Annotated in this window: 20 protein-coding genes; 9 read left to right on the top strand and 11 right to left on the bottom strand. The window is 72.0% G+C overall.

The window, feature by feature from the left end; all coding sequences use genetic code 11:
• Positions 1-3: 3 nt before the first annotated feature.
• The 6 genes from ABZU74_RS26315 to deoC form a co-directional block, all read right to left on the bottom strand.
• A complete protein-coding gene (locus ABZU74_RS26315) occupies positions 4-1,257 on the bottom strand; it encodes a cytochrome ubiquinol oxidase subunit I (RefSeq protein ID WP_355428970.1) in 1,254 nt (417 codons plus the stop codon).
• Between the two features lie 251 nt (positions 1,258-1,508).
• Positions 1,509-2,414 carry a M56 family metallopeptidase gene (locus ABZU74_RS26310; protein WP_355428967.1) on the bottom strand — a complete coding sequence of 302 codons (906 nt, stop codon included), beginning with the start codon at positions 2,412-2,414 and terminating at the stop codon, positions 1,509-1,511.
• 10 nt (positions 2,415-2,424) lie between these two features.
• A complete protein-coding gene (locus ABZU74_RS26305) occupies positions 2,425-2,898 on the bottom strand; it encodes a BlaI/MecI/CopY family transcriptional regulator (protein ID WP_355428964.1) in 474 nt (157 codons plus the stop codon).
• A 225-nt stretch (positions 2,899-3,123) separates the two neighbouring features.
• Positions 3,124-3,948, bottom strand: coding sequence for an aldehyde dehydrogenase family protein (locus ABZU74_RS26300; protein WP_355428962.1), 825 nt, complete (start codon positions 3,946-3,948; stop codon positions 3,124-3,126).
• Positions 3,941-5,371 (bottom strand): aldehyde dehydrogenase family protein, encoded by a 1,431-nt coding sequence (locus ABZU74_RS26295; protein ID WP_355428959.1) that lies wholly within the window; start codon positions 5,369-5,371, stop codon positions 3,941-3,943. The genes ABZU74_RS26300 and ABZU74_RS26295 overlap by 8 nt, the downstream gene beginning before the upstream one ends.
• Before the next feature lie 6 nt (positions 5,372-5,377).
• Positions 5,378-6,337, bottom strand: a complete 960-nt coding sequence (gene deoC, locus ABZU74_RS26290; RefSeq protein WP_355428956.1) for a deoxyribose-phosphate aldolase — start codon at positions 6,335-6,337, stop codon at positions 5,378-5,380.
• Between the two features lie 133 nt (positions 6,338-6,470).
• On the opposite strand from deoC, the gene upp reads away from it, so the two are divergent.
• The gene (gene upp, locus ABZU74_RS26285; protein WP_109819875.1) at positions 6,471-7,103 is read left to right on the top strand and encodes a uracil phosphoribosyltransferase; all 633 of its coding nucleotides are present in this window, start codon (positions 6,471-6,473) and stop codon (positions 7,101-7,103) included.
• Positions 7,104-7,175: 72 nt separating this feature from the next.
• Complete coding sequence (locus ABZU74_RS26280) at positions 7,176-7,853, top strand: GPP34 family phosphoprotein (RefSeq protein WP_355428953.1); 678 nt, start codon at positions 7,176-7,178, stop codon at positions 7,851-7,853.
• A 184-nt stretch (positions 7,854-8,037) separates the two neighbouring features.
• Here the strand turns inward: ABZU74_RS26280 and ABZU74_RS26275 are convergent, their stop codons facing one another.
• Both ABZU74_RS26275 and ABZU74_RS26270 read right to left on the bottom strand, forming a co-directional pair.
• Complete coding sequence (locus ABZU74_RS26275; protein ID WP_355428950.1) at positions 8,038-9,702, bottom strand: phospho-sugar mutase; 1,665 nt, start codon at positions 9,700-9,702, stop codon at positions 8,038-8,040.
• Between the two features lie 48 nt (positions 9,703-9,750).
• Positions 9,751-11,814 carry a protein kinase gene (locus tag ABZU74_RS26270; protein WP_355428947.1) on the bottom strand — a complete coding sequence of 688 codons (2,064 nt, stop codon included), beginning with the start codon at positions 11,812-11,814 and terminating at the stop codon, positions 9,751-9,753.
• Positions 11,815-12,020: 206 nt separating this feature from the next.
• Between ABZU74_RS26270 and ABZU74_RS26265 the strand changes: the two genes are divergently transcribed.
• On the top strand, positions 12,021-13,604 hold the full coding sequence (locus ABZU74_RS26265; protein WP_355428944.1) for a methylmalonyl-CoA mutase family protein: 1,584 nt from the start codon (positions 12,021-12,023) through the stop codon (positions 13,602-13,604).
• Between the two features lie 457 nt (positions 13,605-14,061).
• Positions 14,062-15,321, top strand: a complete 1,260-nt coding sequence (locus tag ABZU74_RS26260; RefSeq protein ID WP_355428941.1) for an amidohydrolase — start codon at positions 14,062-14,064, stop codon at positions 15,319-15,321.
• On the opposite strand, the gene ABZU74_RS26255 is transcribed toward ABZU74_RS26260, so the two are convergent.
• The gene (locus tag ABZU74_RS26255) at positions 15,278-16,240 is read right to left on the bottom strand and encodes a DUF4349 domain-containing protein (protein WP_355428938.1); all 963 of its coding nucleotides are present in this window, start codon (positions 16,238-16,240) and stop codon (positions 15,278-15,280) included. The two genes, ABZU74_RS26260 and ABZU74_RS26255, sit on opposite strands and share 44 nt — an antisense overlap.
• 93 nt (positions 16,241-16,333) lie before the next feature.
• Here ABZU74_RS26255 and ABZU74_RS26250 point away from each other — a divergent pair, with 93 nt between their 5' ends.
• From ABZU74_RS26250 to ABZU74_RS26235, 4 genes are all read left to right on the top strand, one after another.
• Positions 16,334-16,966 (top strand): MBL fold metallo-hydrolase, encoded by a 633-nt coding sequence (locus ABZU74_RS26250; protein WP_355428935.1) that lies wholly within the window; start codon positions 16,334-16,336, stop codon positions 16,964-16,966.
• A gap of 4 nt (positions 16,967-16,970) precedes the next feature.
• Positions 16,971-17,954: a hypothetical protein gene (locus ABZU74_RS26245; RefSeq protein WP_355428932.1), complete on the top strand. Its 984-nt coding sequence runs from the start codon at positions 16,971-16,973 to the stop codon at positions 17,952-17,954.
• 104 nt (positions 17,955-18,058) lie between these two features.
• Positions 18,059-18,793, top strand: a complete 735-nt coding sequence (locus ABZU74_RS26240; RefSeq protein ID WP_355428929.1) for a hypothetical protein — start codon at positions 18,059-18,061, stop codon at positions 18,791-18,793.
• 109 nt (positions 18,794-18,902) lie between these two features.
• A complete protein-coding gene (locus tag ABZU74_RS26235; protein WP_355428926.1) occupies positions 18,903-19,862 on the top strand; it encodes a GNAT family N-acetyltransferase in 960 nt (319 codons plus the stop codon).
• A gap of 75 nt (positions 19,863-19,937) precedes the next feature.
• Here the strand turns inward: ABZU74_RS26235 and ABZU74_RS26230 are convergent, their stop codons facing one another.
• Positions 19,938-20,393: a gamma-glutamylcyclotransferase gene (locus ABZU74_RS26230; RefSeq protein ID WP_112588201.1), complete on the bottom strand. Its 456-nt coding sequence runs from the start codon at positions 20,391-20,393 to the stop codon at positions 19,938-19,940.
• Between the two features lie 106 nt (positions 20,394-20,499).
• Between ABZU74_RS26230 and ABZU74_RS26225 the strand changes: the two genes are divergently transcribed.
• Entirely contained in the window at positions 20,500-21,903 is a 1,404-nt protein-coding gene (locus ABZU74_RS26225) for an NAD(P)H-quinone dehydrogenase (protein WP_355428923.1), read from the top strand.
• 40 nt (positions 21,904-21,943) lie between these two features.
• Here ABZU74_RS26225 and ABZU74_RS26220 read toward each other — a convergent pair whose 3' ends face one another.
• Complete coding sequence (locus ABZU74_RS26220) at positions 21,944-22,585, bottom strand: DUF998 domain-containing protein (RefSeq protein WP_355428920.1); 642 nt, start codon at positions 22,583-22,585, stop codon at positions 21,944-21,946.
• Positions 22,586-22,801: the final 216 nt, after the last annotated feature.

Genomic DNA, 22,801 nt, shown 5'->3' with positions numbered 1-22,801 from the left:
TCCTCAGGCGAGGGCGGGTTCGGGGTGGGCCGGCTCGCTGGGCGGTGCCGGTGGGCGGCCGAGCGCCGGGTCGGCCGCACCACGCCTGGCGTGCCGGGCGAGCAGCATCCAGTTGGTGACGGCGAGGGTGCCCAGCAGCAGGCTGAACCCGATCAGCGAGGCGAGCATCAGCGGTGCGCTGACCGGGGAGACGGCCTGCTCGGTGGGGAGCAGCCCGTACGCCACCCAGGGTTGACGGCCGACCTCCCGGGAGATCCAACCGAGGATGACAGCGACGAACGGCAGCGGCAGGGCGAGCAGGATCAGCCAGAGCGGAAAGCGCAGTCGGATGATCCAGTCCCGGAAGAGCAGGGGCAGCAGGAGCCAGACGCAGCCCAGGGTGAAACCGATCAGGATCATGAAGCCCAGACCGACGCTGGCCAGCACCGGCGGGGTGTAGTCGCCGGGGCCGAACCGGGTGGTCCACTCGGCGATCAGCGCCTGGCTCTCCGGGCCGTCGCCGCCGAACTTGGTCGGCTGCACCGCGCCCACCGGACCGAACTGGGCGAAACCGAAGCCCTGCACCATCGTGATGGCCAGCGCGGCGGTGACCAGACCGATCCGTAGCGAGGTGCGGAAGAGCACGAAGTCCGGGGTATGCCGGATCAGGTGCCCGGCGCTGACCGCCGCCATCAGCATCCCGCCGACCAGCAGTGCCGCCGAGACCACATGCCCGAAGGCCATGCCGAGGCTGGGGTTGGTGAGCAGCGCGCCGAAGTCGGTGAGGTGGGCGACCCCGTCGCGGACCTCGTAGCCGACCGGGTTCTGCAGCCAGGAGTTGGCCACCATGATCCAAAATGCCGAGGCGTACGCGGTGATCGCCACGCCCCAGAGCAGCGCGAGGTGGACGCCCTTGCCGAGTCGGTGCCAGCCGAAGATCCACATCCCGAGGAACGTGGACTCCAGGAAGAACGCCACAAGCGTCTCGATGGCCAGGGGTGCCCCGAAGACGTTGCCGACGTAGCGCGACAGGCCACTCCAGTTCAGCCCGAACTGGAACTCCATCACGATGCCGGTGGCGATGCCGAGCACGTAGTTGATCACGTAGAGCTGGCCCCAGTAGCGGGTCAACCGCTCCCACTTGGGGTTGCCGGTGAGCACCCAGGCGGTCTGCATGCCGACCAGCAGGGTGACCAGCCCCAACGTGACGACCACGAAGAGGAAGTGGATCGAGGTCGTGGTGGCGAACTGCAGGCGGGCGAGGAGCAGGGTGTCCATGACCGGCCCTCCATAGCGTTGGCTCCCTTGTCGTAGCCACCCTACACGTAGCATCGCTACACGTCTGCCTACTACGCCCTGTCGTAGATAACGGTACTACGTCACGTAGTAGTAGAGGGAGATCGCACTCGATCCTGGATGTAGTGGCCTCGCGGCCCCGGGATGCCCCTCGATCCTGGATCGAGTGCGATCTTGCGCGGGGGGCGGACGCACGCGAGGCTGCCGCGTGGCTCAGCGGTGCCCGGTGGGCGTTAGTTCAGGAAGAGGGTGACCGGGAGGGCGACCAGGGTGGTGGCGACGGCGAGGGCGGTGGCACCGAGCACCCGGGGCGGCCGGTCGCTGATCAGCAGGCGCTGCACCCGTACATCGATATCCCGGTCGCCCATGCCGAGCGCGCCGGCCGGGGTGATCCGGTGCCCGGCGGCGGCGAACCGGCGTAGCGCCCCCGCCAGCGGGGCGTCGGCGTGCAGCTCGCGGGCCTTGTCGTCGGCGCGCATCTCGACGAGCAGGGCGACCCGCTCGTGCGCGTCGCGGACCCAGCCGAACCACGGCAGCGCCCGGCACAGCGCGGTGAAGGGCAGCAGCACCAGGTCGTGCCGCTCGTTGGCGTGCGCACGCTCGTGACTGAGGACCGCGGCCAACTCGGCCCGGTCCAACAGGCTCAGGGTGCCGGCGCTGACCACCACCTGCGGCTTCACACCCGGCAGGCAGTACGCGGCGGCGCTCGGATGATCCAGCACCAGCGCGCCCGGCGCGGCCGGGTCGTCCCGGGCGACCAGGGAGAGCAGGTCCCGGTGCCGCCGCTGGGCGCGTACGGTGCCGTGGATGCTGCGCACGGTCGTCGTGACCAGCACCGCCCCGATGCCGAAGCCCACGCCGACGCCGGCCAGGTGGAAGGTGCCCACCCCGATCGGCAGGGCGCCGTGGGCGAGGTCGTTGGCCAGGGCGAGCAGGGCGCTACCGGTCGGCCGGTCGTACGCGCTCAACCCGAGCGCCATCGGCAGGCCCATCGCGGAGAGGCCCAGCGCCAACCCGACGGCCTGCCAGCAGACGATCGCCACCCGGGGGCTGCGCCACGTCCAGGTGGAGCGGGCCAACACCTGGGCGGTCAGATAGCAGGCCAGCATCGTGGCGGCGAAGTGCACGGCGTAGGCCATGGCGTGCGCCCTACCGCTCCGCAGCCTCGCCGGCGGGTCGTCGGCCCGCCGGCCCGTCCACCCGATCGGTCAGGGCGTCGGCCCCGCCCGCGTCGCGGCCGGTGGAGCCCGGACCGGGCAGGCCGGCCTCGCTGCCCAGGGCCGCCCGCAGCACTTCGGCCTCGGTGCCGGTCACCGAGCGGGCGAATCGCACCAGCGCGGCGTCCCGGCTGCCGCCCAGGTCGAGGGCGTCGAGCATGAGTTGGGCGATGTGCGCCTCACGGCTGGCGGCCGGCCGGTACCGCCAGGCCCGACCCTCCCGCTCCCGCTGCACCATGCCCTTGCCGGCGAGCCGGTCCAGCACTGTCATCACAGTGGTGTACGCCAGCTCGCGGCCATCGAGCGCGTCGGCCACCTCGCGCACGGTCACCCCGTCCGACGTGCCGGGAACCACGTCCCACAGCACGTCCATCACCGCACGCTCAAGATCGCCCAACCGAGTCACACCGCAATCCTACCCCCGGTAGTAGACCCCCGAGGCAGCGCAGCCGGCCACGGCCCGCAAGACCCCGCCGACCGGCAACCCATCCCAAGGCATAACCCGTGAGCTGACCCACCCGACGGGCCGAGGCCACGTCAGGTTTTCCGGGGGAGCCCGCCCACGCAGGGATCAAGCCTGACCGCCCGGAGTGGGCGGGCTCCCCCGGAAAACCAGAAAGCCGAGAAACGATCACACCCCCTTGGGATGCCACACCGTCTTCGTCTCCAACAGCGCGGTCATCGGCGCCACCCCCGGGTCGGCGGTCCAGTCGTGCTCGCCCGGAGCCGGTCGGAGCACCCGCTTGAGGTTCTCCGCCGCCTTGACCTCCAGGTCGGTGGCGAGCGCGGTGTCGGTGACCCCGGTCAGGTCGATCGCGTTGACGTCCATGTGCGCGGCCAGCGTCGGCGCGGTCTCGGTGATCGCGCCGGTGAGGATGTTGACCACACCGCCGGGCAGGTCGGAGGTGGCCAGCACCTCGGCCAGCGTCACCGCCGCCAGCGGCTCACTCGGGGAGGCCGCCACCACCACCGTGTTGCCGGTGACGATCGCCGGGGCGATCACGCTGACCAGGCCGAGCAGCGCCGGGCGTTCCGGGGCGACCACAGCGACCACGCCCGTCGGCTCGGGCGCGGAGATGTTGAAGTACGGGCCGGCGACCGGGTTGGCGCCCCCGTACACCTGGGCCAGCTTGTCGGCCCAGCCGGCGTACCAGACCCAGCGGTCGACAGCGGCGTCCACCTCGTCGCCGGGGATGCCCAGTGCGACGAACTGCTCGCGGCGGCCCTCCAGCATCTCGGCGGCCCGGTAGAGGATCTGACCCCTGTTGTACGCGGTCGCGCCGGCCCAGCCCTTGACGGCGGCGCGGGCGGCGACCACCGCGTCCCGGGCGTCCTTGCGGGAGGCCAGTGACACATTCGAGGACTGCACGAGATACGACCGTCCCGACTCGCTGCGCGGGAACTTCCCGCCGATGAAGAGCTTGTACGTCTTGCGTACCGCGACCCGCTCAGACATTGAGGTAGCCCTCCAGCCCGTGCCGGCCGCCCTCGCGACCGTAGCCCGACTCCTTGTACCCACCGAACGGCGAGGTGGGGTCGAACTTGTTGAAGGTGTTGGCCCAGACGACGCCGGCGCGCAGCCGGTCGGCCATCCACAGGATCCGGGAGCCCTTGTCGGTCCAGATCCCCGCCGACAGCCCGTACGGCGTGTTGTTGGCCTTCTCCACGGCCTCGGCCGGGGTGCGGAAGGTGAGCACCGACAGCACCGGGCCGAAGATCTCCTCGCGGGCGATCCGGTGTGCCTGGGTGACGCCGGTGAAGATGGTCGGCGCGAACCAGAAGCCCCGGTCGGGCAGGTCGCACGGCGGTGACCAGCGCTCGGCGCCCTCGGCGGAGCCGGCGTCGGACAGTTCGCGGATCCGCTCCAACTGGGCGGCGGAGTTGATCGCGCCGACGTCGGTGTTCTTGTCCAGTGGGTCGCCGACCCGGAGCTGAGCCATCCGTCGCTTCAGCGACTCCAGCACCCGGTCGGCCACGTTCTCCTGGACCAGCAGCCGGGAGCCGGCGCAGCAGACGTGCCCCTGGTTGAAGAAGATGCCGTTGACGATGCCCTCGACGGCCTGGTCGATGGGCGCGTCGTCGAAGACGATGTTGGCGGCCTTGCCGCCCAGCTCAAGGGTGAGCTTCTTGCGGGTGCCGGCGACGGACCGGGCGATGGCCCGGCCGACCTCGGTGGAGCCGGTGAACGCGACCTTGTCCACGCCGGCGTGCTCGACCAGCGCCCGACCGGTGTCGCCGGCGCCGGTGACGATGTTGACCACTCCGGCCGGCAGTTCGGCCTGCTGGCAGATCTCGGCGAAGAGCAGCGCGGTCAGCGGGGTGGTCTCGGCCGGCTTCAGCACCACCGTGTTGCCTGCGGCGAGCGCCGGGGCGATCTTCCAGGCGAGCATGAGCAGCGGGAAGTTCCACGGGATGACCTGCGCGGCCACGCCGATGGGTCGCGGGTTCGGGCCGAAGCCCGCGTGCTCCAGCTTGTCGGCCCAGCCCGCGTAGTAGAAGAAGTGCGCGGCGACCAGCGGCAGGTCGACGTCGCGGGACTCGCGGATCGGCTTGCCGTTGTCGAGCGATTCCAGGACGGCCAGTTCGCGGGAGCGCTCCTGGATGAGCCGGGCGATCCGGTACAGGTACTTCGCCCGGTCCCGGCCCGGCATCGGACCCCAGACCTTGTCGTACGCCGTGCGGGCGGCGCGCACCGCGCGTTCCACGTCCTGGGCGCCGGCCTCGGCGATCTCGGCCAGCACCTCCTCGGAGGCGGGGTTGATCGACTTGAAGCTGCCACCGTCGGTCGGGTCGACGAACGTGCCGTCGATGAACAGCCCGTACGAGGGTTTGAGGTCCACCACCGAGCGGGACTCCGGGGCGGGGGCGTATTCGAACATCGGCTATCAGTCCAGGGTGAAGTAGTCGGGACCGGAGTAGACGCCGGTCGTCAGCTTGGTGCGCTGCATCAGCAGGTCGTTGAGCAGGCTGGACGCGCCGAAGCGGAACCAGTCCGGGTCGAGCCAGTCCGGGCCGACGGTCTCGTTGACCATCACCAGGTACTTGATGGCGTCCTTGGTGGTCTTGATGCCACCGGCGGGCTTCACGCCCACCTGCCGCCCGGTCGCGTCGCGGAAGTCGCGGACCGCTTCCAGCATCACCAGAGTCACCGGCATCGTCGCCGCGACCGGGACCTTGCCGGTGGAGGTCTTGATGAAGTCACCGCCGGCCAGCATGGCCAGCCAGGAGGCCCGCCGGACGTTGTCGTAGGTGGCCAGCTCGCCGGTCTCCAGGATCACCTTGAGGTGGGCATCCCCGGAGGCTTCCTTGGTGGCCACGATCTCGTCGTAGACCTCCTTGTACCGCCCGGCCAGGAACGCACCCCGGTTGATCACCATGTCGATCTCGTCGGCGCCGGCCGCGACGGCGGCCCGGGTGTCGGCCAGTTTGATCTCCAACGGCGCCTGTCCCGACGGGAACGCGGTCGCCACGCTGGCCAGGTGCACGTCCGATCCGCGCAGCACCTCGGCCACGTGCGGGACCATCGCCGGGTAGACGCAGACCGCGCCGACGTGCGGGCAGGACGGGTCGGCCGGGTCCGGACGCAGCGCCTTCGCGGCGAGCGCGCGCACCTTGCCCGGGGTGTCCGCCCCTTCCAGGGTGGTCAGGTCGACCATCCGGATCGCCAGGTCGATCGCCTGGGCCTTGGCGGTGGTCTTGATGGAGCGGGTGCCGAGCTGTGCCGCCCGCTGCTCCGCGCCGACCTGGTCCACGCCGGGCAGGCCGTGCAGGAAGGTCCGCAGAGCGGTCTCGGATCGTCCCAGCTCGGAGAGCTCCGACCGGGCCGACGTCGTTGTCGCCGTCATGCCGAGAAGTCTACGCACCGGACCGCCGAGTGATCTTGCTCACGAGCGCTCGGTGACGCTTCGACGTGAGCGGCGTCGCTGGTCCGACCGCACCCGCACCGCCGCGCGCTACGGACCGGTAGGTTGAGCGATCGTGGACGTACACGTCATTGACCACCCGCTGGCCCAGTCCAGGTTGACCGCCATGCGGGACGCGCGCACCGATTCCTCGACGTTCCGGGCGGCGCTGCACGAACTGACCACCATGCTGGTGTACGAGGCGGCGCGCTCCTTCCCCGTCGAGCGGTACCCGGTGCAGACGCCGGTCACCGGCACCGAGGGCACCCGGCTGGCCAACCCGCCGCTGCTGGTCCCGGTGCTGCGCGCCGGGCTGGGCATGGCGGACGCCGCGCTGGGCCTGCTGCCCGAGTCCTCGATGGGTTTCGTGGGCCTGGCCCGGGACGAAGCGACCTACGAGCCCCGCGCGTACATGGAGTCGCTGCCGCGCGACCTGGCCGGGCTGCCGGTGCTGGTGCTCGACCCGATGCTGGCCACCGGCGGTTCGCTGGAGCACTGCTGCCAGCTGCTGGCCGACCGCGGTTGCACCGACATCACGGTGCTCTGTGTGCTCGCCGCCCCGGTCGGCATCGAGCGGCTGGAGCGCTCCGGCCTGCCGTTGCGCCTGGTCACGGCCTCGATCGACGAGGGGCTGAACGACCGCATGTTCATCGTCCCCGGGCTCGGCGACGCCGGTGACCGCCAGTTCGGTGGCATGCCCCGCTTCTGAGGCGATACCCGGTCGGTGCCGGGTCCGGCGGGTCCGTGCGCGGGGTGCGCGAACCCGCTACCGTCTCCGGCCATGACTGGTGTTGCGCTCGCCGAGGAGTTGCTGCTCCTCGCCTACGACGACACGACCGGCAAGGCGACCATGCCGCGGATCAGCCTGGATCTGGGTATGGCCGCCGCGGTGCTGGTCGAGCTGGCCCTGGCCGGCCGGATCGCGTACGCCGACGGGTCCCTGACGGTGATCGACCCGACGCCGACCGGCGAGCCGTTCAGCGACGACGTCCTCAGCCGGATCGCCGCCGACACCCCGCACACCCCGGCGTCGTGGGTGCAGCGTCTGCGACACGGCCTGCGCGACCGGATCCTCGCCGACCTGTGCCGGCAGGGCGTCGTCCGGGACATCGACGAGACCGAGCTGGGCTTCATCCACGTGCACCGTTACCCGGTCGTGGACACCTCCGTCGAGGCGGAGACCCGCCAGCGGCTGGCCGAGGCGCTGACCGGCGCGGCAGCCCCGGACGAGCGGACCGCCGCGCTGGCCACCCTGGTCGTGGTGCTCCGGATGGAGTCCGCGCTCGGGGTGAGCGGCGAGGCCGCCGCCGACGCCCGCCGCCGGTTGACGGAGATCGCCACCGGCGCCGGGTTCTCCGGCGAGGTGAGCACCGACGACTCGGTGGTCCGCCCGTCGGTCGGCCTGGTCGTCGCCGCCCTGGCCGTGGCCGTCGACCAGGCCCTCGGCCCGCGCCGCTGACCGTCGGGTCGACCGCGCTCGACGCGTCCTTTGCTCTGCACCCGCCGAGGCGCCACCCACCGGCAGCCGCATGGCGCTTCCGCGGGTGCAGAGCCTTCCGCGGGTGCAGAGCAAAGGACGGTCGTGTTGTTGGTGGAGCGCGCCCGGCCGGGCCGGGTCGACCAGGAAGCCGCTGCTCCGGTGCTCAGATGCCGAGGGCGGCGCTGACCTCGGCGCGGAGCGCGGCCACGGCCGACGCCGCAGCGCTGCGGGCCGTCCGCACGTCACCGTCCACGACCGATTCCACCACCTCGAGGTACGCCTTGAGCTTCGGCTCGGTGCCGGACGGGCGGATCACCACCCGGGCCACCCCGGTTCGCAGGATCACCACGTCCGACTCCGGCAGCAGGTCCCGGACGCTGTCCACCGGCTGCCCGAGCAGGGTGGCCGGGGTCTCCGCCCGGATCCGGGCCATCGCGTCGACGATGACCCGCAGGTCGTCCACCCGGACGGAGAGCTGGTCGGTGTGGTGCACGCCGAACTCGGCGGCCAACTCGTCCAGCCGGTCGGTAAGCGTGCGACCCTGCGTCTTGAGGCCGGCGGCCAGCTCGGCCACGGTCAGCGCGGCGGTGATGCCGTCCTTGTCCCGGACGTGCTCCGGGGCGACGCAGTAGCCGAGCGCCTCCTCGTAGCCGAAGACCAGCGGCGCGCTCCCGCCGCCGGCCCGCACGATCCACTTGAAGCCGGTAAGCGTCTCGTCGTACGGCAGGCCCCGGGCCGCGCACATCGCCCGCAGCAGTGACGACGACACGATTGTGGTGGCGTAGAGCCCGGTCACCCCCCGGCGCATCAGGTGGTCGGCGAGCAGGACGCCCACCTCGTCGCCGCGCAGCATCCGCCAGCCGCCGCCGTCCCGCACCACCACCGCGCAGCGGTCGGCGTCCGGGTCGTTGGCGATGGCGAGGTCCGCGCCGGTGGAGTCGGCCAGCGCGATCAGCCGGTCCACCGCACCCGGCTCCTCCGGGTTCGGGAACGACACGGTGGGAAACGCCGGGTCCGGTTCGGCCTGGTCGGGCACCACCCCGGGGGTCGGGAAGCCGGCGCTGGCGAAGGCGGCGGTGAGCACCGCCGCGCCCACCCCGTGCAGCGGGGTGTACGCCACAGTCAGGTCGCGTGGCCCGTCCGGGTCGATCACCGCGGTGGCCCGTTCGACGTACGACGCGACCAGGTCGTCGCCGAGCACCTGACCGGGTTCGCCCAGCGGCACCCGGGTCAGCGGTCCGACCGATCGGATGGCCGCCTCGATGCCGGCGTCGGCGGGTGGCACGATCTGCGCGCCGGCCCCGAACTCGCCGCCCAGCTCCGCGCCCAGGTAGACCTTGTAGCCGTTGTCCTGCGGAGGGTTGTGGCTGGCAGTGACCATCACCCCGGCGACGCCGCCGAGGTGCCGCACGGCGTACGCCAGCACCGGGGTGGGCAGCGGGCGGGGCAGCAGCAGCGCGGGGCGGCCGGCGCCGGTGGCCACCTGGGCGGTGCGCTCGGCGAACTCCCGGGAGCCGTGCCGGGCGTCGTACCCGATCACCAGCGGGCCGGTGCCGCCCTGGGCCGCGAGCCAGGTGACCAGGCCGGCAGCGGCCTGGGTGACAACGGCGAGGTTCATGCCGTTCGGGCCGGCGCGCAGCGGGCCGCGTAGGCCCGCCGTGCCGAAGGTCAGCGGGCCGGCGAACCGGTCGGCCAGCTCCGGGGCGCTCGCCGGCAGCCCGTCGAGCACCGCCGTCAGCTCGTCCCGGCTGGCCGGGTCGGGGTCGTCGGCCAGCCAGCGCCGGGCTTGCTCGCGAATGTCGTCGATGTCAGTGGTGTCCGCCGCCATGCCCCTTGATAGCACGGCGGCGGATCACCCCTGTGGGTTCCCTCCGGCTCAGCCGTTCCCGGTGAGCTGGAACGTCCGCGCCATCTCGTCGAAGATCGGCTTGCTCTCCGCGAACTTGGCGTCCGTGGCGGTGAGGTAGAACGAGTACGCCTTGCCGTCCTGTGCCACGCCCCGCCAGACGCCGTGCCGCATCGTGTCACCCTCGCCGCAGGTGTACTCGAATTCGGCGGCCGGCTTGCTGGCCAGCTCGGTCTCGGTGGAGGAGACCTGGTTGTACGGCTTGACGCAGGAGGTGCTCCGGGTCTTGAGGCCGTTCTCGGCCGTCTCGGCCCACCGGGTGGAGCTGCTGGTCCACTTCTCGGTGATGATGCGGACCTTGCGGCCGCTGTCCGCCGGGTCGATGTAGTCGGTGTACGAGCCGCCGGTGGCCTTCTTCCAGCCCTTCGGCACCATGACCTGGATCCCGCGGGCCGTGTGCTCCTGCATCTCGATCGTGGGGGTCGCCGGGGCGGACGCGCTGGGCTGCGCCGCCGGGGTGCTCGGCGGGGCGTCCTCGCCGCCGGAGAGCGCCACAGCGGTGAGCAGCAGCACCACGACCAACCCGCCGGCCGCGGCGAGCTGCACCTTGCGCGGCCAGCCCTTGACCGTGGTGACGAGCTGACCACCGGTGGCCCGGACCTTGTCCAGCGCGCTGCCACCCGACGCGGCGGGCGCGGTGGCCCAGGGCTGGCCGGTGCCCGGCACCGACCACTGGTTGCCGCCGCCGTAGGTGCCGCCGATGCGCTGGGTGGCTTCCGGTGCGCCGCCGTACCCGACCTGCTGGGTGGCATCGGCCGGGCTGCCGTAGCTGACTCGCTGGGTGGCGTCCGGGTGCCCGCCGGCGTCCACCCGCTGGGTGGCGTCCGCGTTGCCGCCGTAGGTGCGCCCGGCCGCCGGTCGGCCAGGTGCCGGCATCGCGCCGGTCGGCGTGTGCAGTGGGCCGGCCAACGCGTCGGCGCTGGTCTCGTCGAGCCCGCCGGTGGTGCCGGCGGGGCGGGCCGCCTGGGGGCGCTCGCCCCGGCGAAGCGCGGCCAGCCGGTCGGTCAGCGACTCACCCGGGGCCAGCATCGCCGGGCCACCGATCTGGCTGTCCGGCTTCGGCTCCGGCTGGGCCGGCGGGAGGACGGGAACGGGACGCTGCTGCACCGGCACCACGGCGTACGGGTCGGTGACCGAGTGCACCGCCGTCGCCGTGCTGCCCAGCGGGCCGGCGAGCAGCTCGCGCAGCATGGCCCGGGAGGTGTGCACGTCGAGTCGGCGCGCCGGGTCCTTCTCCAGCAGGCCCATCAGCACCCGGGTCAGCGGGCCGCTGCGCTGCGGCGGGGCGGGCGGGTCCTCCACCACGGCGTGCATGGTCTCGATCGGGTCGCCCTTGTCGAACGGGGGCCGCCCCTCCACCGCTGTGTAGAGCGTCACACCCAGCGAGAAGAGGTCGCTGGGCGGGCCGAACTCCTGGCCCATGGCCCGCTCGGGGGAGATGAAGTGCGGCGAGCCGAGCACCATGCCGGGGGTGGTGAGCTGCACGTCGGTGGGCATCCGGGCGACCCCGAAGTCGGTCAGCACGCAGCGCCCGTCGGTGCAGATCAGCACGTTGGCGGGTTTGACGTCGCGGTGCAGCACGCCGATCGCGTGCGCGACCTCCAGCGCGCCGAGCAGCGCGATGCCGATCTTGGCGACGGCGCGGGGGGCGACCGGCCCGTCCTCGATCACCATGTCGGCGAGGCTGCGGGCGTCCAACAGCTCCATCACGATCCACGGGCGACCGGCCTCGGTGACCACGTCGTACACCTGCACCACAGCGGGGTGCTGGATGGCGGCGGCGGCGCGGGCCTCGCGCAGGGTGCGCTCGTACATTGCGTCACGGTCGCTGGGGGCCAGCCCCGGGGGGAGCACAACCTCCTTCACCGCCACGTCACGGCGCAGCAGGGTGTCTGTGGCGCGCCACACCGTGCCCATGCCGCCGTTGCCCACCGAGGACCGCAGCGAGTACCGGCCACCAATGGCGGTGCCGGGCGCCGCTCGTCCGTTGGCGGGACTAACTGGTCCGCCGCTCCACGTCGGGATCTGAGTCACAGAAAAGCCACCGGGGGAAATCGAGGGGGGCTGGGACACAACCCCCCTATCTTGCTGGTTCCGACGCCCGATGCGAAAGCCGACGCGACGGACGTTTATCGAAGTCGACAGAACGTGCCCTGTCGTTCACCAGGAGTCGACGGCTCGGGACGCACTGTGCGGTATCCCTCACCCGACGACGTGGCCAGGCGTCCTACCATCCGGGGATGAACCAACGGCGGTCAAGTGAGTCCGGTTTCCTGATCAACGGCGTCTACACGGAGGCCGACCTTCCGGAGGACCTGGACTCCCGGCTCGGCAGCCCGGGCGAGTTCCCGTACACCCGGGGTGTCTACCCCACCATGTACACCTCCCGCCCGTGGACGATGCGCCAGTACGCCGGCTTCGGCACTGCCACCGAGTCCAACGCGCGGTACCACCAGTTGTTGCGGGCCGGCACGATGGGCCTCTCGGTCGCGTTCGACCTGCCGACGCAGATGGGCTACGACTCGGACGAGCCGATCGCGCACGGCGAGGTCGGCAAGGTGGGCGTCGCGATCGACTCCATCGAGGACATGCGGCTGCTCTTCGCCGACATCCCACTGGACAAGGTGTCCACCTCGATGACCATCAACGCGCCCGGCTCGGTGCTGCTGCTGCTCTACCAACTCGTCGCCGAGGAGAACGGGGTGCCGGGCGCGGCGCTCAACGGCACCATCCAGAACGACATCCTCAAGGAGTACATCGCCCGGGGGACGTACATCTTCCCGCCGAAGCCCTCGCTGCGCCTGGTGGCCGACACGTTCGCGTACTGCCGCAAGGAGGTGCCGAAGTGGAACACCATCTCCATCTCCGGCTACCACATGGCCGAGGCCGGCGCGACGCCCGCGCAGGAGATCGCGTTCACCCTGGCCAACGGCGTGGAGTACGTGCGGGCGGCGCTGGCCGCCGGGCTCGCCGTCGACGACTTCGCGCCCCGGCTGTCGTTCTTCTTCGTGGCCCGCACCACGCTGCTGGAGGAGGTGGCGAAGTTCCGCGCGGCCCGGCGGATCTGGGCCCGCCTGATGCGTGACGACTTCGGCGCCAAGGACCCGAAGTCGATGATGCTGCGGTTCCACACCCAGACCGCCGGCGTGCAGCTCACCGCGCAGCAGCCGGAGGTGAACCTGGTCCGGGTGGCGGTGCAGGGGTTGGCCGCCGTGCTCGGCGGCACCCAGTCGCTGCACACCAACAGCTTCGACGAGGCGATCGCGCTGCCCACCGAGAAGGCGGCCCGGCTCGCGTTGCGTACCCAGCAGGTGCTGGCCTACGAGACGGACCTGACCGCCACCGTCGACCCGTTCGCCGGCTCGTACGTGGTGGAGGCGATGACAGCCGAGATCGAGGCCGCCGCCGTCGAGTTGATGGAGCGGGTGGCCGACCACGGCTCGGCGGTGGACGCGATCGAGGCCGGGTTCCAGAAGCGGGAGATCGAGCAGTCCGCGTACCGGATCGCCCAGGAGATCGACTCGGGGGAGCGGGTGGTGGTCGGGCTCAACCGGTTCACCGTGGACGAGGAGGAGCCGTACGAGCCGCTGCGGGTCGACCCGACGATCGAGGCGGCCCAGGCCGACCGGCTGGCCCGGCTGCGCTCCGAGCGGGACGCCGACGCTGTGGCGCGGGCGCTCGCCGATCTTCGCGCCGCTGCCGAGGGCACTGACAACGTGCTGTACCCGATGAAGGAGGCGCTGCGGGCCCGGGCGACAGTGGGTGAGGTCTGCGGGACGCTGCGTGAGGTGTGGGGGTTGTACCGGCCCACCGACCGCTTCTGAGCGCCCGATCGCGGCTGCGGCCCTCCGGGCGCGGTGTGTCCGGGGGTCGCAGCGGGTACCCGGCGGGTTGAGCCGGGACGCACACCGTGTGCGCCCACGGGGTGTGGGTGCGTGTGAGCGTCCTTATCCGGCTCGTTGCTGAGTGTGGTCGGCTAATTGTCGGAGTGTCAGTTCACCACCCCGACTAATGCGACAATTTGGCAACGGTGCTCCGACTGGCGCCGGGATTCGTGACCGCCGCGATCGGTTACGCGTTGTAGGAGGTGAGGGGCTGATGACGGCGTTCGACCGTGATCTACCTGCTGTCCCCCGCCTTGAGGAGCGCCCTCAGCAGGGCATACGTGACTCTGTGCGCTCCGATCATTACCGTAACGAGGTTGCGCAGCGTCACCGTCGGAGGTCTAGGCTGTCTGCTGTCCCCGATGATCCATCCATTCCTAGTGATCGAGAATTCGACGTGACGAGTGCGTTGACGCTGCCCACGAGTGGCCAGCTGGCGTCGTCCTGGCCGGAGACGCCACCGGGATCCCAACCTCTGCCCCGCGAGCTGGACCACCTTCTCGCGCTCCGGGTGCCGGGGTTGATCGCTACGCGCCGTCACCTCCACTCGCACCCTGAGCTCTCCGGCAACGAGTTCGAGACGGCCGCGCTGATCGCCCGGGAGCTGTCGCTGGCCGGGTTGAACCCGCGCCTGCTGCCCAAGGGCAACGGCGTGATCTGCGACGTCAACGGCAGGCCGGACGGCCCGGTCGTGGCGCTGCGCGCCGACATCGACGCCCTGCCGCTGGACGACCCCAAGGACGTCCCGTACCGGTCGACCGTGGAGGGCGTCTGCCACGCCTGCGGGCATGACGTGCACACCTCGATCCTGCTCGGCGTCGGCATGCTGCTGGCCCAGCTCGCCGACCTCGGCGAGCTGGACGGCCGGGTCCGGCTCATCTTCCAGCCGGCCGAGGAGATCCTGCCCTGCGGTTCGCTGGAGGTCATCGAGGCCGGCGGCCTGGACGACGTGGTGCAGATCTTCGCGCTGCACTGCGACCCGAACCTGCCGGTGGGCCAGGTCGGCCTGCGGGTCGGCCCGATCACCGCGGCCGCCGACAACGTGACCGTCCGGCTCTCCGGCCCAGGCGGTCACACCGCCCGCCCGCACCTGACCGTCGACATGGTCGACGCGCTCGGTCGACTGATCACCGAGGTGCCCGCCCTGGTCAGTCGCCGGGTGCCGGCCAACAGCGGCCTGCTGTTGGTCTTCGGCCACGCCTCGGCCGGCACCCGCTACAACGTCATCCCGTCGGAGGCGAGCGCCTCCGGCACCCTCCGGGTGATGGACCGCGACACCTGGGAGCAGGCTCCCAAGATCGTCGCTCAGGTGGTGCGGGACGTGATCGCGCCGACCGGCGCCACTGTCGACCTGGAATACCTGCGCGGCCGGCCGCCGGTGTGCAACGACTCCCACGCCATCCAGGTGCTGACCGCCGCCACCGCCGCCGCACTCGGCCCGGACGGGATCGCCGAGACACCGCAGAGCATGGGCGGTGAGGACTTCTCCTGGTACCTGGAGTACGTCCCCGGCGCCCTCGCCCGGCTCGGTGTGGGTCGCTCCGGCCCCAACGTCGACCTGCACCGCGCGAGCTTCGACGTGGACGAGCGGGCCATCCCGGTCGGCGTCCGCGTCATGGTGCAGACCGCGCTGCGGGCACTGGCGGCGGCCCGCTGACCGGCGCGACCAGAGCGGGGGCCTTGCGTCGCCGGCGCAGCACCACCAGCAGCACCGCCAGCGGTACGCCGAGCGCCACCAGCCAGGGCAGCAACGCGCCCAGCACCGTGAGCAGGACGGTCATCGAGACGACGAACGCCTTCCAACCGCCCCTGAGCCCGACCAGGAAGCCGGTCTCGGCCTTCTTCTCGGTGGCCGTCGCCTTCGGCCCCGCCAACGACACGGTGATCGTGGAGAGGGCGGCCAGATCGGCCAGGCGTCGCTTCTTGGCCTCCAGCGAGGCCAGGTCGGCCTCCCGGCGACCCAACTCGTTCTCCAGCGACACCAGGTCGGTGATCGAGGTGGCTCGGGCCAGCAACCGGCGGGCGCTCTCCACCCGGGCCCGCTGACTGGCGATCCGGGCGTCCAGGTCGACGGTCTCCTCGGTGACGTCCTGAGTGTCGATCTCCCGGCTCTGCTGCCGACCGAGTTTCGCGATCTCGTCCACCACGTCGGTGAACTTCGTCGCCGGCACCCGCAGCTCCAACTCCGCCACCGCGTCGACGTCGGCACTGCGCCGCTGGTCGCCGCCGACGAAGCCGCCGGCCCGGGTGGCCAACGCAGTGGCCTGGCGGGCGGCCGAGTCCACATTGTCCACCTGCACCCGCATCGTTCCGGTGTAGATGATCGCCCGCTGGTCGACCCGCAGGTCCGGTGCTCCGGCGCCGGCCCCCTCCGGTGCGCCCGCGGCGGCGTCCCGGCCCGCCTCGCCGCCCTTTGCCGCCGGCGCCTCGGCTGCCGAACCAGCGGTGTCCTGCGCGCCGCTGTCGCCGGCACCGCATCCCGTCAACGCGAGCGCCGCCGCCAGTGCTGTCGCCGCCAGCAGCGCACTGCGGCGTCGTCCCACCTGTCCGTCCATCCCCGCTCCCATCGTCGTCAACCGGTGTGGCGATAGCTCGGACGCGACGCGCACGCCGGCTGGTTCCGGCAGACTGCGCTGAGGACGTCACGATTCGATAATCGAGGAGTCACAATGCGACTCACCAAGTACGCCCACTCCTGCCTTCGGGTGGAACACGACGGGGGAGTGCTGGTCGTCGATCCCGGGGTGTTCAGCGACCCCGCGACGGCGCTGGACGGTGCGGACGCGGTGTTGATCACCCACGAACACCCCGATCACCTCGACCTGGCGGCGGTGCGCCTCCAGCTCGACCGACGGCCGTTCCCGATCCACGGGCCCACCTCCCTCGCCGAGGCCCTGGGCGACGCGGCCGACGCACTGCGCCCGGTCAGCGTCGGTGAGTCGTTCACCGCCGCCGGAGTGGCCGTGCGCGCGTACGGGGGACGGCACGCCGTGATCCACCCGGACATCCCGGTGATCGACAACCTCGGCTACCTGATCAACGATGTGGTCTACCACCCGGGCGACTCGTTGGTGGTGCCCGACGAGACCCCCGTCGACACGCTCTTCGCGCCGATCCACGCCCCCTGGTCGAAGTTCTCCGAGGTGGTCGACTTCATCCGCGCGGTCGCGCCGCGGCGCGCGTACGCCGCGCACGACGCGTTGCTCAACGACAAGGGGCTGGCCGTGCTCGACAGGCAGTACGCCGCGCTGTCCGGCACCGAATACCAGCGACTGGAGCCCGGTAGCCGGGTCGACGTCTGACCCGATGCCCGGCCTCTCCGCGGAGCTGGTGCAGCAGCTCTACCGCACCCCACCGGACCGGTTCGTGGCCGCCCGCGACGCCGCCGTGGCCGAGGCCCGCCGGGCCGGCGACCCGACCACCGCCCGGGAACTGGCCCGGCTGCGTCGCCCGACGGTGGCCGCCTGGTTGGTCAACCTGCTCGCGATCCGACGCCCGGAGCTGGTGGCCGATCTGGTGCAGCTCGCCGACGCCCTGCGATCCGCCCAGCGGGAGCTGCGCGGGCCTCGACTGCGGGAGCTGTCCGCGCAGCGCCGGGCGGTGGTCAGCGCACTGGTCGCCGAGGTCCGCAAGCTCGCCGCGGCCGAGCCGGACGCGCCACCGGCGAGCCGGCTACCGCTGGCCGAGGTGGAGGCGACGCTGAACGCGGCGTTCTCCGACGTCGAGGTCGCCGAGCAGGTGCGGGCGGGCCGCCTGCTCCGGGCGGCCAGCTACGCCGGCTTCGGTGAGGTGCCCCGGCCACAGCTGCGGCTGGTCACCGGCGAGGACGAGGAACGCGAGCAGGAACGGCCGGCCCGCCGACCCAGCGCCCAGCGGGGCCGTCCGGAGGCGGCGCCTCGCCCGGACCGGGCGGCCGAGCGAGCCGAGCAGGCCGAACGGGCTGCGCAGCGGGCGGCCCGAGCCGAGCGGGCCCGGCAACGTCGGGCCCTGGACCGGGAGTTGGCGAAGGCCCAGGCCGACCAGGAGCGGGCCGAGGCCGAGCTGACCGAGGCGACCGGGCAGGAACGCGACGGTGCGGCCGTACTCGATGGTCTTGAGGCCGAGCTGGCCGAGCTGGAGCGGCGGCGCGCGGTCGCCGAGCAGGATCTCAGTCGGGCCAAGCTCGCCCGGCGGGCCGCCGAGCGGGCGGTCACCGTGGCCCGGCGGCGCGCCGGTGAGGTCGAGGCGGCGGTCGAGGCACTGGCGGCCGAAGAGGGGAATGCGGACGCGGGCGGTGGCGCGGCAGACTGACCATCGATGGACGACGACGAGTATGTGGGCCGCGCACGGCGGGTGGCCCCGGGTCGGGTCGTGGTCGTGGTCGGCGGGTCGGGTTGCCCGAGCGGGGCCCCGCGGTGACTCCGGAGCAGGTCGCGGCCGCCAGCAAGCCCGTCGTGCTCGACCTGGGCGACGCCTTCAGCCGGGACCCGACCACGTTGCGCCGGGCCCGACTGCTCGGCATCTCCGGCTGGGCCTTCTACATCAGCGGCCGGGCCGGCGCGCTCGGCGGTGTGCGGGCCGAGACGGCTGCCGCCGCCCTCGGGTTCCTCGCCCCGGACGCGGTCGCCGACGGTTGGGACGCTGCCGCCCGGGTCGTCCCGCCGTTCGAGGTGGCCGCCGCGAGCCTCGCCGAATGCTGCCGGTGGGGAGCGCAGCAGCTCGGCCCCCTGCCCGGCACCGAGCGCCTGTCGGCGCTCGTCGAGCGGGCCGTGGTGGCGGCCGAGGCCAGTGGGATGCCGCTCTTCGCCGCGTGGCGGGCCATGCCGCTGCCGGATCTCTCTCCCGGGGCCCGCAGCGCCGCCGGGCTGCGGCTGCTCCGGGAACACTTCACCGGCGCCTACCTGCTGGCGGTACGCGCCGCCGGGATGACCCCGCTGGAGGCGGTGCTGGCCGGGCCGGAGGGTGAGGCGGGGGCGGTGGCCTGCGGCTGGCCGCCGCCGTACCCGCCGATCGGGCCGCTGGTGCGTCGCCGGCTGTGGGCGGAGGCGGTGACCAACCGGTTGGCCGCGTCGGCGTTCACTGCTCTCGGTCCCGCTGACGGCGCGGAGTTCGTGGAGTTGCTGCACCGCACCCGGGCCGACCTCGGCTGAGCCTCCCGCCGGCCAGAGAGCTGAGCCTTTCGCCGGCCAGAGAGCTGAGCCTCCCGCCGGGCAGAAAATGGGCGGCGGCCGAGCCGATCGGCTGCCAGGATGTCCTGCCGTGACCCTTCCCGCTGGTTGGACGACGCGCCGGCCCACCCTCGACGACGTGCCAGCGATCCTCGCGGTGGTGCACGCCGCGGACACCTTCGCCATCGGCCATCCCGACTTCGACGCCGAGGATGTCGAGGCGTCGCTGACCGCCCCCTGCTTCGACCCGACCCGGGACTCCTGGCTGGCCATCGACCCGGACGACACAGTGGTCGGCTGGGCGACGGTGGACAACCCGACCGGGGTGGGTCGGGAGTTTGTGGAGGTCTACGTCGATCCGGTACGGGGCGCCACCGTCCGCGCGCCGTTGCTGGTCCGCCAACTGGACCGGGTCGCCGAGCGCGCTGCCGAGCGGGGGTTGCCGTCGCTCACCGTCCGCTGCGCGGTCTTCGCACCGGAACGTGACTGGGAGCTTGCCCTGCGCCGGCTCGGGCTCGCCCTCGTCAAGCGGTACGTCCGGATGAGCCGGCCGTTGGACGACCTGCCCGACGACCCGGCCGGGACGCCTGCCGTGACGGTCCGACCGGTCCGCCCAGACGACGAGGCCGACCTGGTGGAGTTCCACCGGATCTACGAGGCCGCCTTCGGCGACACCCCGGACCACGAGCCGTTGTCGTACGAGCGGTGGCGCGCCCGGATCGGCGACCTGACCGCCTGGGACGAGTGGTTCGTCGCCGAGGTGGACGGGGTGCCGGTCGGCGCGTTGCAGTCCTCGGATCAGGCGCTCGACCAGCAGTCGGGCTGGGTGAAGAGCCTGTCGGTGCTGGCCGCGTACCGGCGCCGGGGGGTGGGTGCGGCGCTGCTGCGCCGCGCCTTCGCCAGGTACGCCGAGAAGGGACGGCGGGCGGCCGGGCTGGGCGTCGACCTCACCAACCCGACCGCCCCGGTGTCGCTCTACCGGTCGGTGGGCCTGCGGGAGACCCACTGGACCGACATGTACGAGCTTTCCGTCCCGGCGGCCGGTGTGTGATTGACGACCCCGGTCCAGCCCGACCGGCGCTCCGGTCGACGGCGGTAGCAGACTGGGGGCGTGCGATACGCGCTGCTACGCCGACGCGGTGCCGGTGGGGCGGGCCCGCAGCTCGGTGACGTAGTCGTCCGGGGCGCCCGCCTTCTCGGCGGCGTTTGCGATCTCCGACAGGTACCACGAGGTCGGCAGGCCACCCTCGTACCCGTTGAAGACGTAGATCCACGCGGTCACGTCGCCGTCGAGGGTGGAGACCCGGACGTGCAGCTTGCGGTACGTGCCGGCGGTCACCCCCTCGATCTCGTCGAGTTGGCCAGCGTCGTACGGGTGGATGTCGTAGAGCGCCACGAAGACCCGGTCGCCGGGAGACTCGACGAGGGTGCTCACCGCACCCTCCCAGCCGATCACGTCGGCTCCGGCGAAGGTCAGCCGCCAGCCCTCCAGCCAGCCGGTGCCCACCATCGGCGAATGCGGACAGTAGGCGCGCATCCGGGCGGGGTCGAGATTTGAGCCGTAGGCGGCGTGATGACGCACGGCGATGACGATAGCCCGGCCGACGGGTGGGGGAGAATACGACAGTGCGTGTCGAATGCGCTCGGGAGAAGAAAGTCACTGTGAGCATGGACGAAGGGCGAACGCTGTGAGCCGGATCGTGATCATCGGTGGGGGGCCGGCCGGGTACGAGGCGGCTCTGGTCGCCGCCCAGCTGGACGCCGATGTCACAGTGGTGGAGGCCGACGGCGCCGGTGGCGCCTGCGTCCTTTCCGACTGCGTACCGTCGAAGACCTTCATCGCCAGCTCCGGGGTGGTCACCGGATACCGCGACACGGAGGAGTTCGGGGTGCACTCGGACGGCCTGGAGGCGGTCACCGTCGACGCCAGTGCGGTGCACGAGCGGGTCAAGCGGTTGGCCCTGGCGCAGTCCGCCGACATCCACGCCAAGCTGCTCAAGGCGGGGGTCACCTTCGTGGCCGGCACCGCCCGGCTCGGCGAGGATTCCCTCGGGCACACCCACCGGGTCGTCGTCACCCCCGCCGACGGTGGCGAGGAGTATTCGATCGACGCGTCCACCGTGCTGGTGGCCACCGGCTCGACTCCCCGCCAGCTGCCCACCGCCGTACCGGACGGTGAGCGCATCCTGACCTGGCGACAGGTGTACGACCTGCCGGAGCTGCCCGAGCACCTGATCGTGGTCGGGTCCGGCGTGACCGGCGCGGAGTTCGCCAGCGCGTACCTGGCGATGGGGGTCGAGGTGACCCTGGTCTCCAGCCGGGACCGGGTGATGCCCCACGAGGATGCCGACGCCGCCTCCGCCATCGAGCGGGTGTTCCGCAACCGGGGCATGGAGATCCTCAACAACTCCCGGGCGGACGCGGTCCGGCGTACCGCCGACGGGGTGGAGGTGGAACTCTCCGACGGCCGTAAGGTGACCGGCTCGCACGCGCTGATCACCGTCGGTTCGATCCCGAACACGGCCAACCTGGGCCTGGCCGAGTACGGGGTGGAGCTGGGCCGGGGCGGTTACGTGACCGTCGACCGGGCTTCCCGGACCAACGTGCCCGGCATCTACGCCGCCGGCGACTGCACCGGTGTGCTGCTGCTGGCCAGTGTCGCCGCCATGCAGGGCCGGATCGCCATGTGGCACGCGCTCGGCGAGGCGGTTCGCCCGCTGCGGCTGCGTACCGTCGCGGCGAATGTCTTCACCGACCCGGAGCTGGCCACGGTTGGTGTCTCACAGGATGAGGTGGACGCGGGCAAGGTGCCGGCCCGGCAGGTGATGCTGCCGCTGTCCGGCAACGCCCGGGCCAAGATGGACGACCTCTCCGACGGTTTCGTGAAGCTGTTCTGCCGGCCGGCCAGCGGTCAGGTGATCGGTGGTGTGGTGGTCGCTCCGAAGGCCAGCGAGCTGATCCTGCCCATCACCATGGCGGTGGAGAACAACCTCACCGTCAACGAGCTGGCGCAGACCATCACCATCTACCCGTCGCTGTCCGGCTCGATCACCGAGGCGGCGCGCCAGCTCATGCTGCACGAGCTGGAGTAGCAGCACCCTTCTCGTCGATCATGGAGTGGTGGTGGGCGGTTCACGCCGCTATGCCCGTTTGATGGGCTGCCACCACTCCATGATCGACGGCCGCGCGGGTCTGGGTCAGCGCGACGGTTGCCAGCACCGCCACCTCGGTGAGGATGAGCAGCCGCTCGGCCAGGCCGATCAGCAGACGGTCGCCGGGGTAGGCGGACCAGATCATCGCCGCCGCCAGGGTCAGGCTCAGCAGGACGAGGGTGCGTAGCGTCCGGGCGACCGGCGCCAGGTCGGACCGGCTGGCGAGCAGCCAACCGGCCGCCGGCAGTGCCAGAAAGGCGATCACCGAGGCGTACCGGTGCACGTAGGCCGCTGTGGTCATGGCGGTGCCCGGTTCGTTCGTCGGCACCACCGCGGCCAGCAGCAGCCCGGTCGCCCACGCTACGAGCAGCAGTTCGGCTGCCCGGCCGGGCCGTGTCGGCGCGGTGCGGCGCAGCCCGTACAGCAGCGCCACGGTGGCGAGCGCGAGCACCACCATGGCGACGTCGATGACGCCGCCCCGGTCGGAGACCGCGAAGTCGCTGATGGTCAACGCCCACGGGTTGAGGTCGTCGTTGACTTCGAGGTGGCCGATCACGGTGAGCAGCGCCGCCAGGGCGATCCCGCCCAGCGCCAGCAGGCCGGTACTCCGGGAAACAGGCATGCCTCAGCCTGTCGCCGCAGCCACCCCAGCCGAATCCGGGACAGCCACCGAAATCGTCCCCCGGGACCACCCCTAGAGGACCGCCGGCAGTTGCGGCAATCTTGGACAGTTTCCGTTCGCAGGGCGGGCTCAACCGGTGGTTGCAACACCGAGGAGCTGGGTCATTTTCTCACCGGGGGTGGCCCAGTTCAGGGTCATGCGGGGGCGGTCGTTGAG

Origin of the sequence: Micromonospora sp. NPDC005171, assembly GCF_040608575.1 — a bacterium.
Lineage (GTDB): Bacteria > Actinomycetota > Actinomycetes > Mycobacteriales > Micromonosporaceae > Micromonospora.
The sequence above is the reverse complement of the archived record's forward strand: the minus strand, read 5'-3'. Positions and strand labels throughout refer to the sequence as shown.

What these genes read in the sequence shown, in the direction of transcription:
- ABZU74_RS26315 (WP_355428970.1), bottom strand. Translation starts at nt 1,257, where the DNA reads ATGGACACCCTGCTCCTCGCCCGCCTGCAGTTCGCCACCACGACCTCG.
- ABZU74_RS26310 (WP_355428967.1), bottom strand. Translation starts at nt 2,414, where the DNA reads ATGGCCTACGCCGTGCACTTCGCCGCCACGATGCTGGCCTGCTATCTG.
- ABZU74_RS26300 (WP_355428962.1), bottom strand. Translation starts at nt 3,948, where the DNA reads ATGTCTGAGCGGGTCGCGGTACGCAAGACGTACAAGCTCTTCATCGGC.
- ABZU74_RS26295 (WP_355428959.1), bottom strand. Translation starts at nt 5,371, where the DNA reads ATGTTCGAATACGCCCCCGCCCCGGAGTCCCGCTCGGTGGTGGACCTC.
- deoC (WP_355428956.1), bottom strand. Translation starts at nt 6,337, where the DNA reads ATGACGGCGACAACGACGTCGGCCCGGTCGGAGCTCTCCGAGCTGGGA.
- ABZU74_RS26280 (WP_355428953.1), top strand. Translation starts at nt 7,176, where the DNA reads ATGACTGGTGTTGCGCTCGCCGAGGAGTTGCTGCTCCTCGCCTACGAC.
- ABZU74_RS26275 (WP_355428950.1), bottom strand. Translation starts at nt 9,702, where the DNA reads ATGGCGGCGGACACCACTGACATCGACGACATTCGCGAGCAAGCCCGG.
- ABZU74_RS26265 (WP_355428944.1), top strand. Translation starts at nt 12,021, where the DNA reads ATGAACCAACGGCGGTCAAGTGAGTCCGGTTTCCTGATCAACGGCGTC.
- ABZU74_RS26250 (WP_355428935.1), top strand. Translation starts at nt 16,334, where the DNA reads ATGCGACTCACCAAGTACGCCCACTCCTGCCTTCGGGTGGAACACGAC.
- ABZU74_RS26245 (WP_355428932.1), top strand. Translation starts at nt 16,971, where the DNA reads ATGCCCGGCCTCTCCGCGGAGCTGGTGCAGCAGCTCTACCGCACCCCA.
- ABZU74_RS26220 (WP_355428920.1), bottom strand. Translation starts at nt 22,585, where the DNA reads ATGCCTGTTTCCCGGAGTACCGGCCTGCTGGCGCTGGGCGGGATCGCC.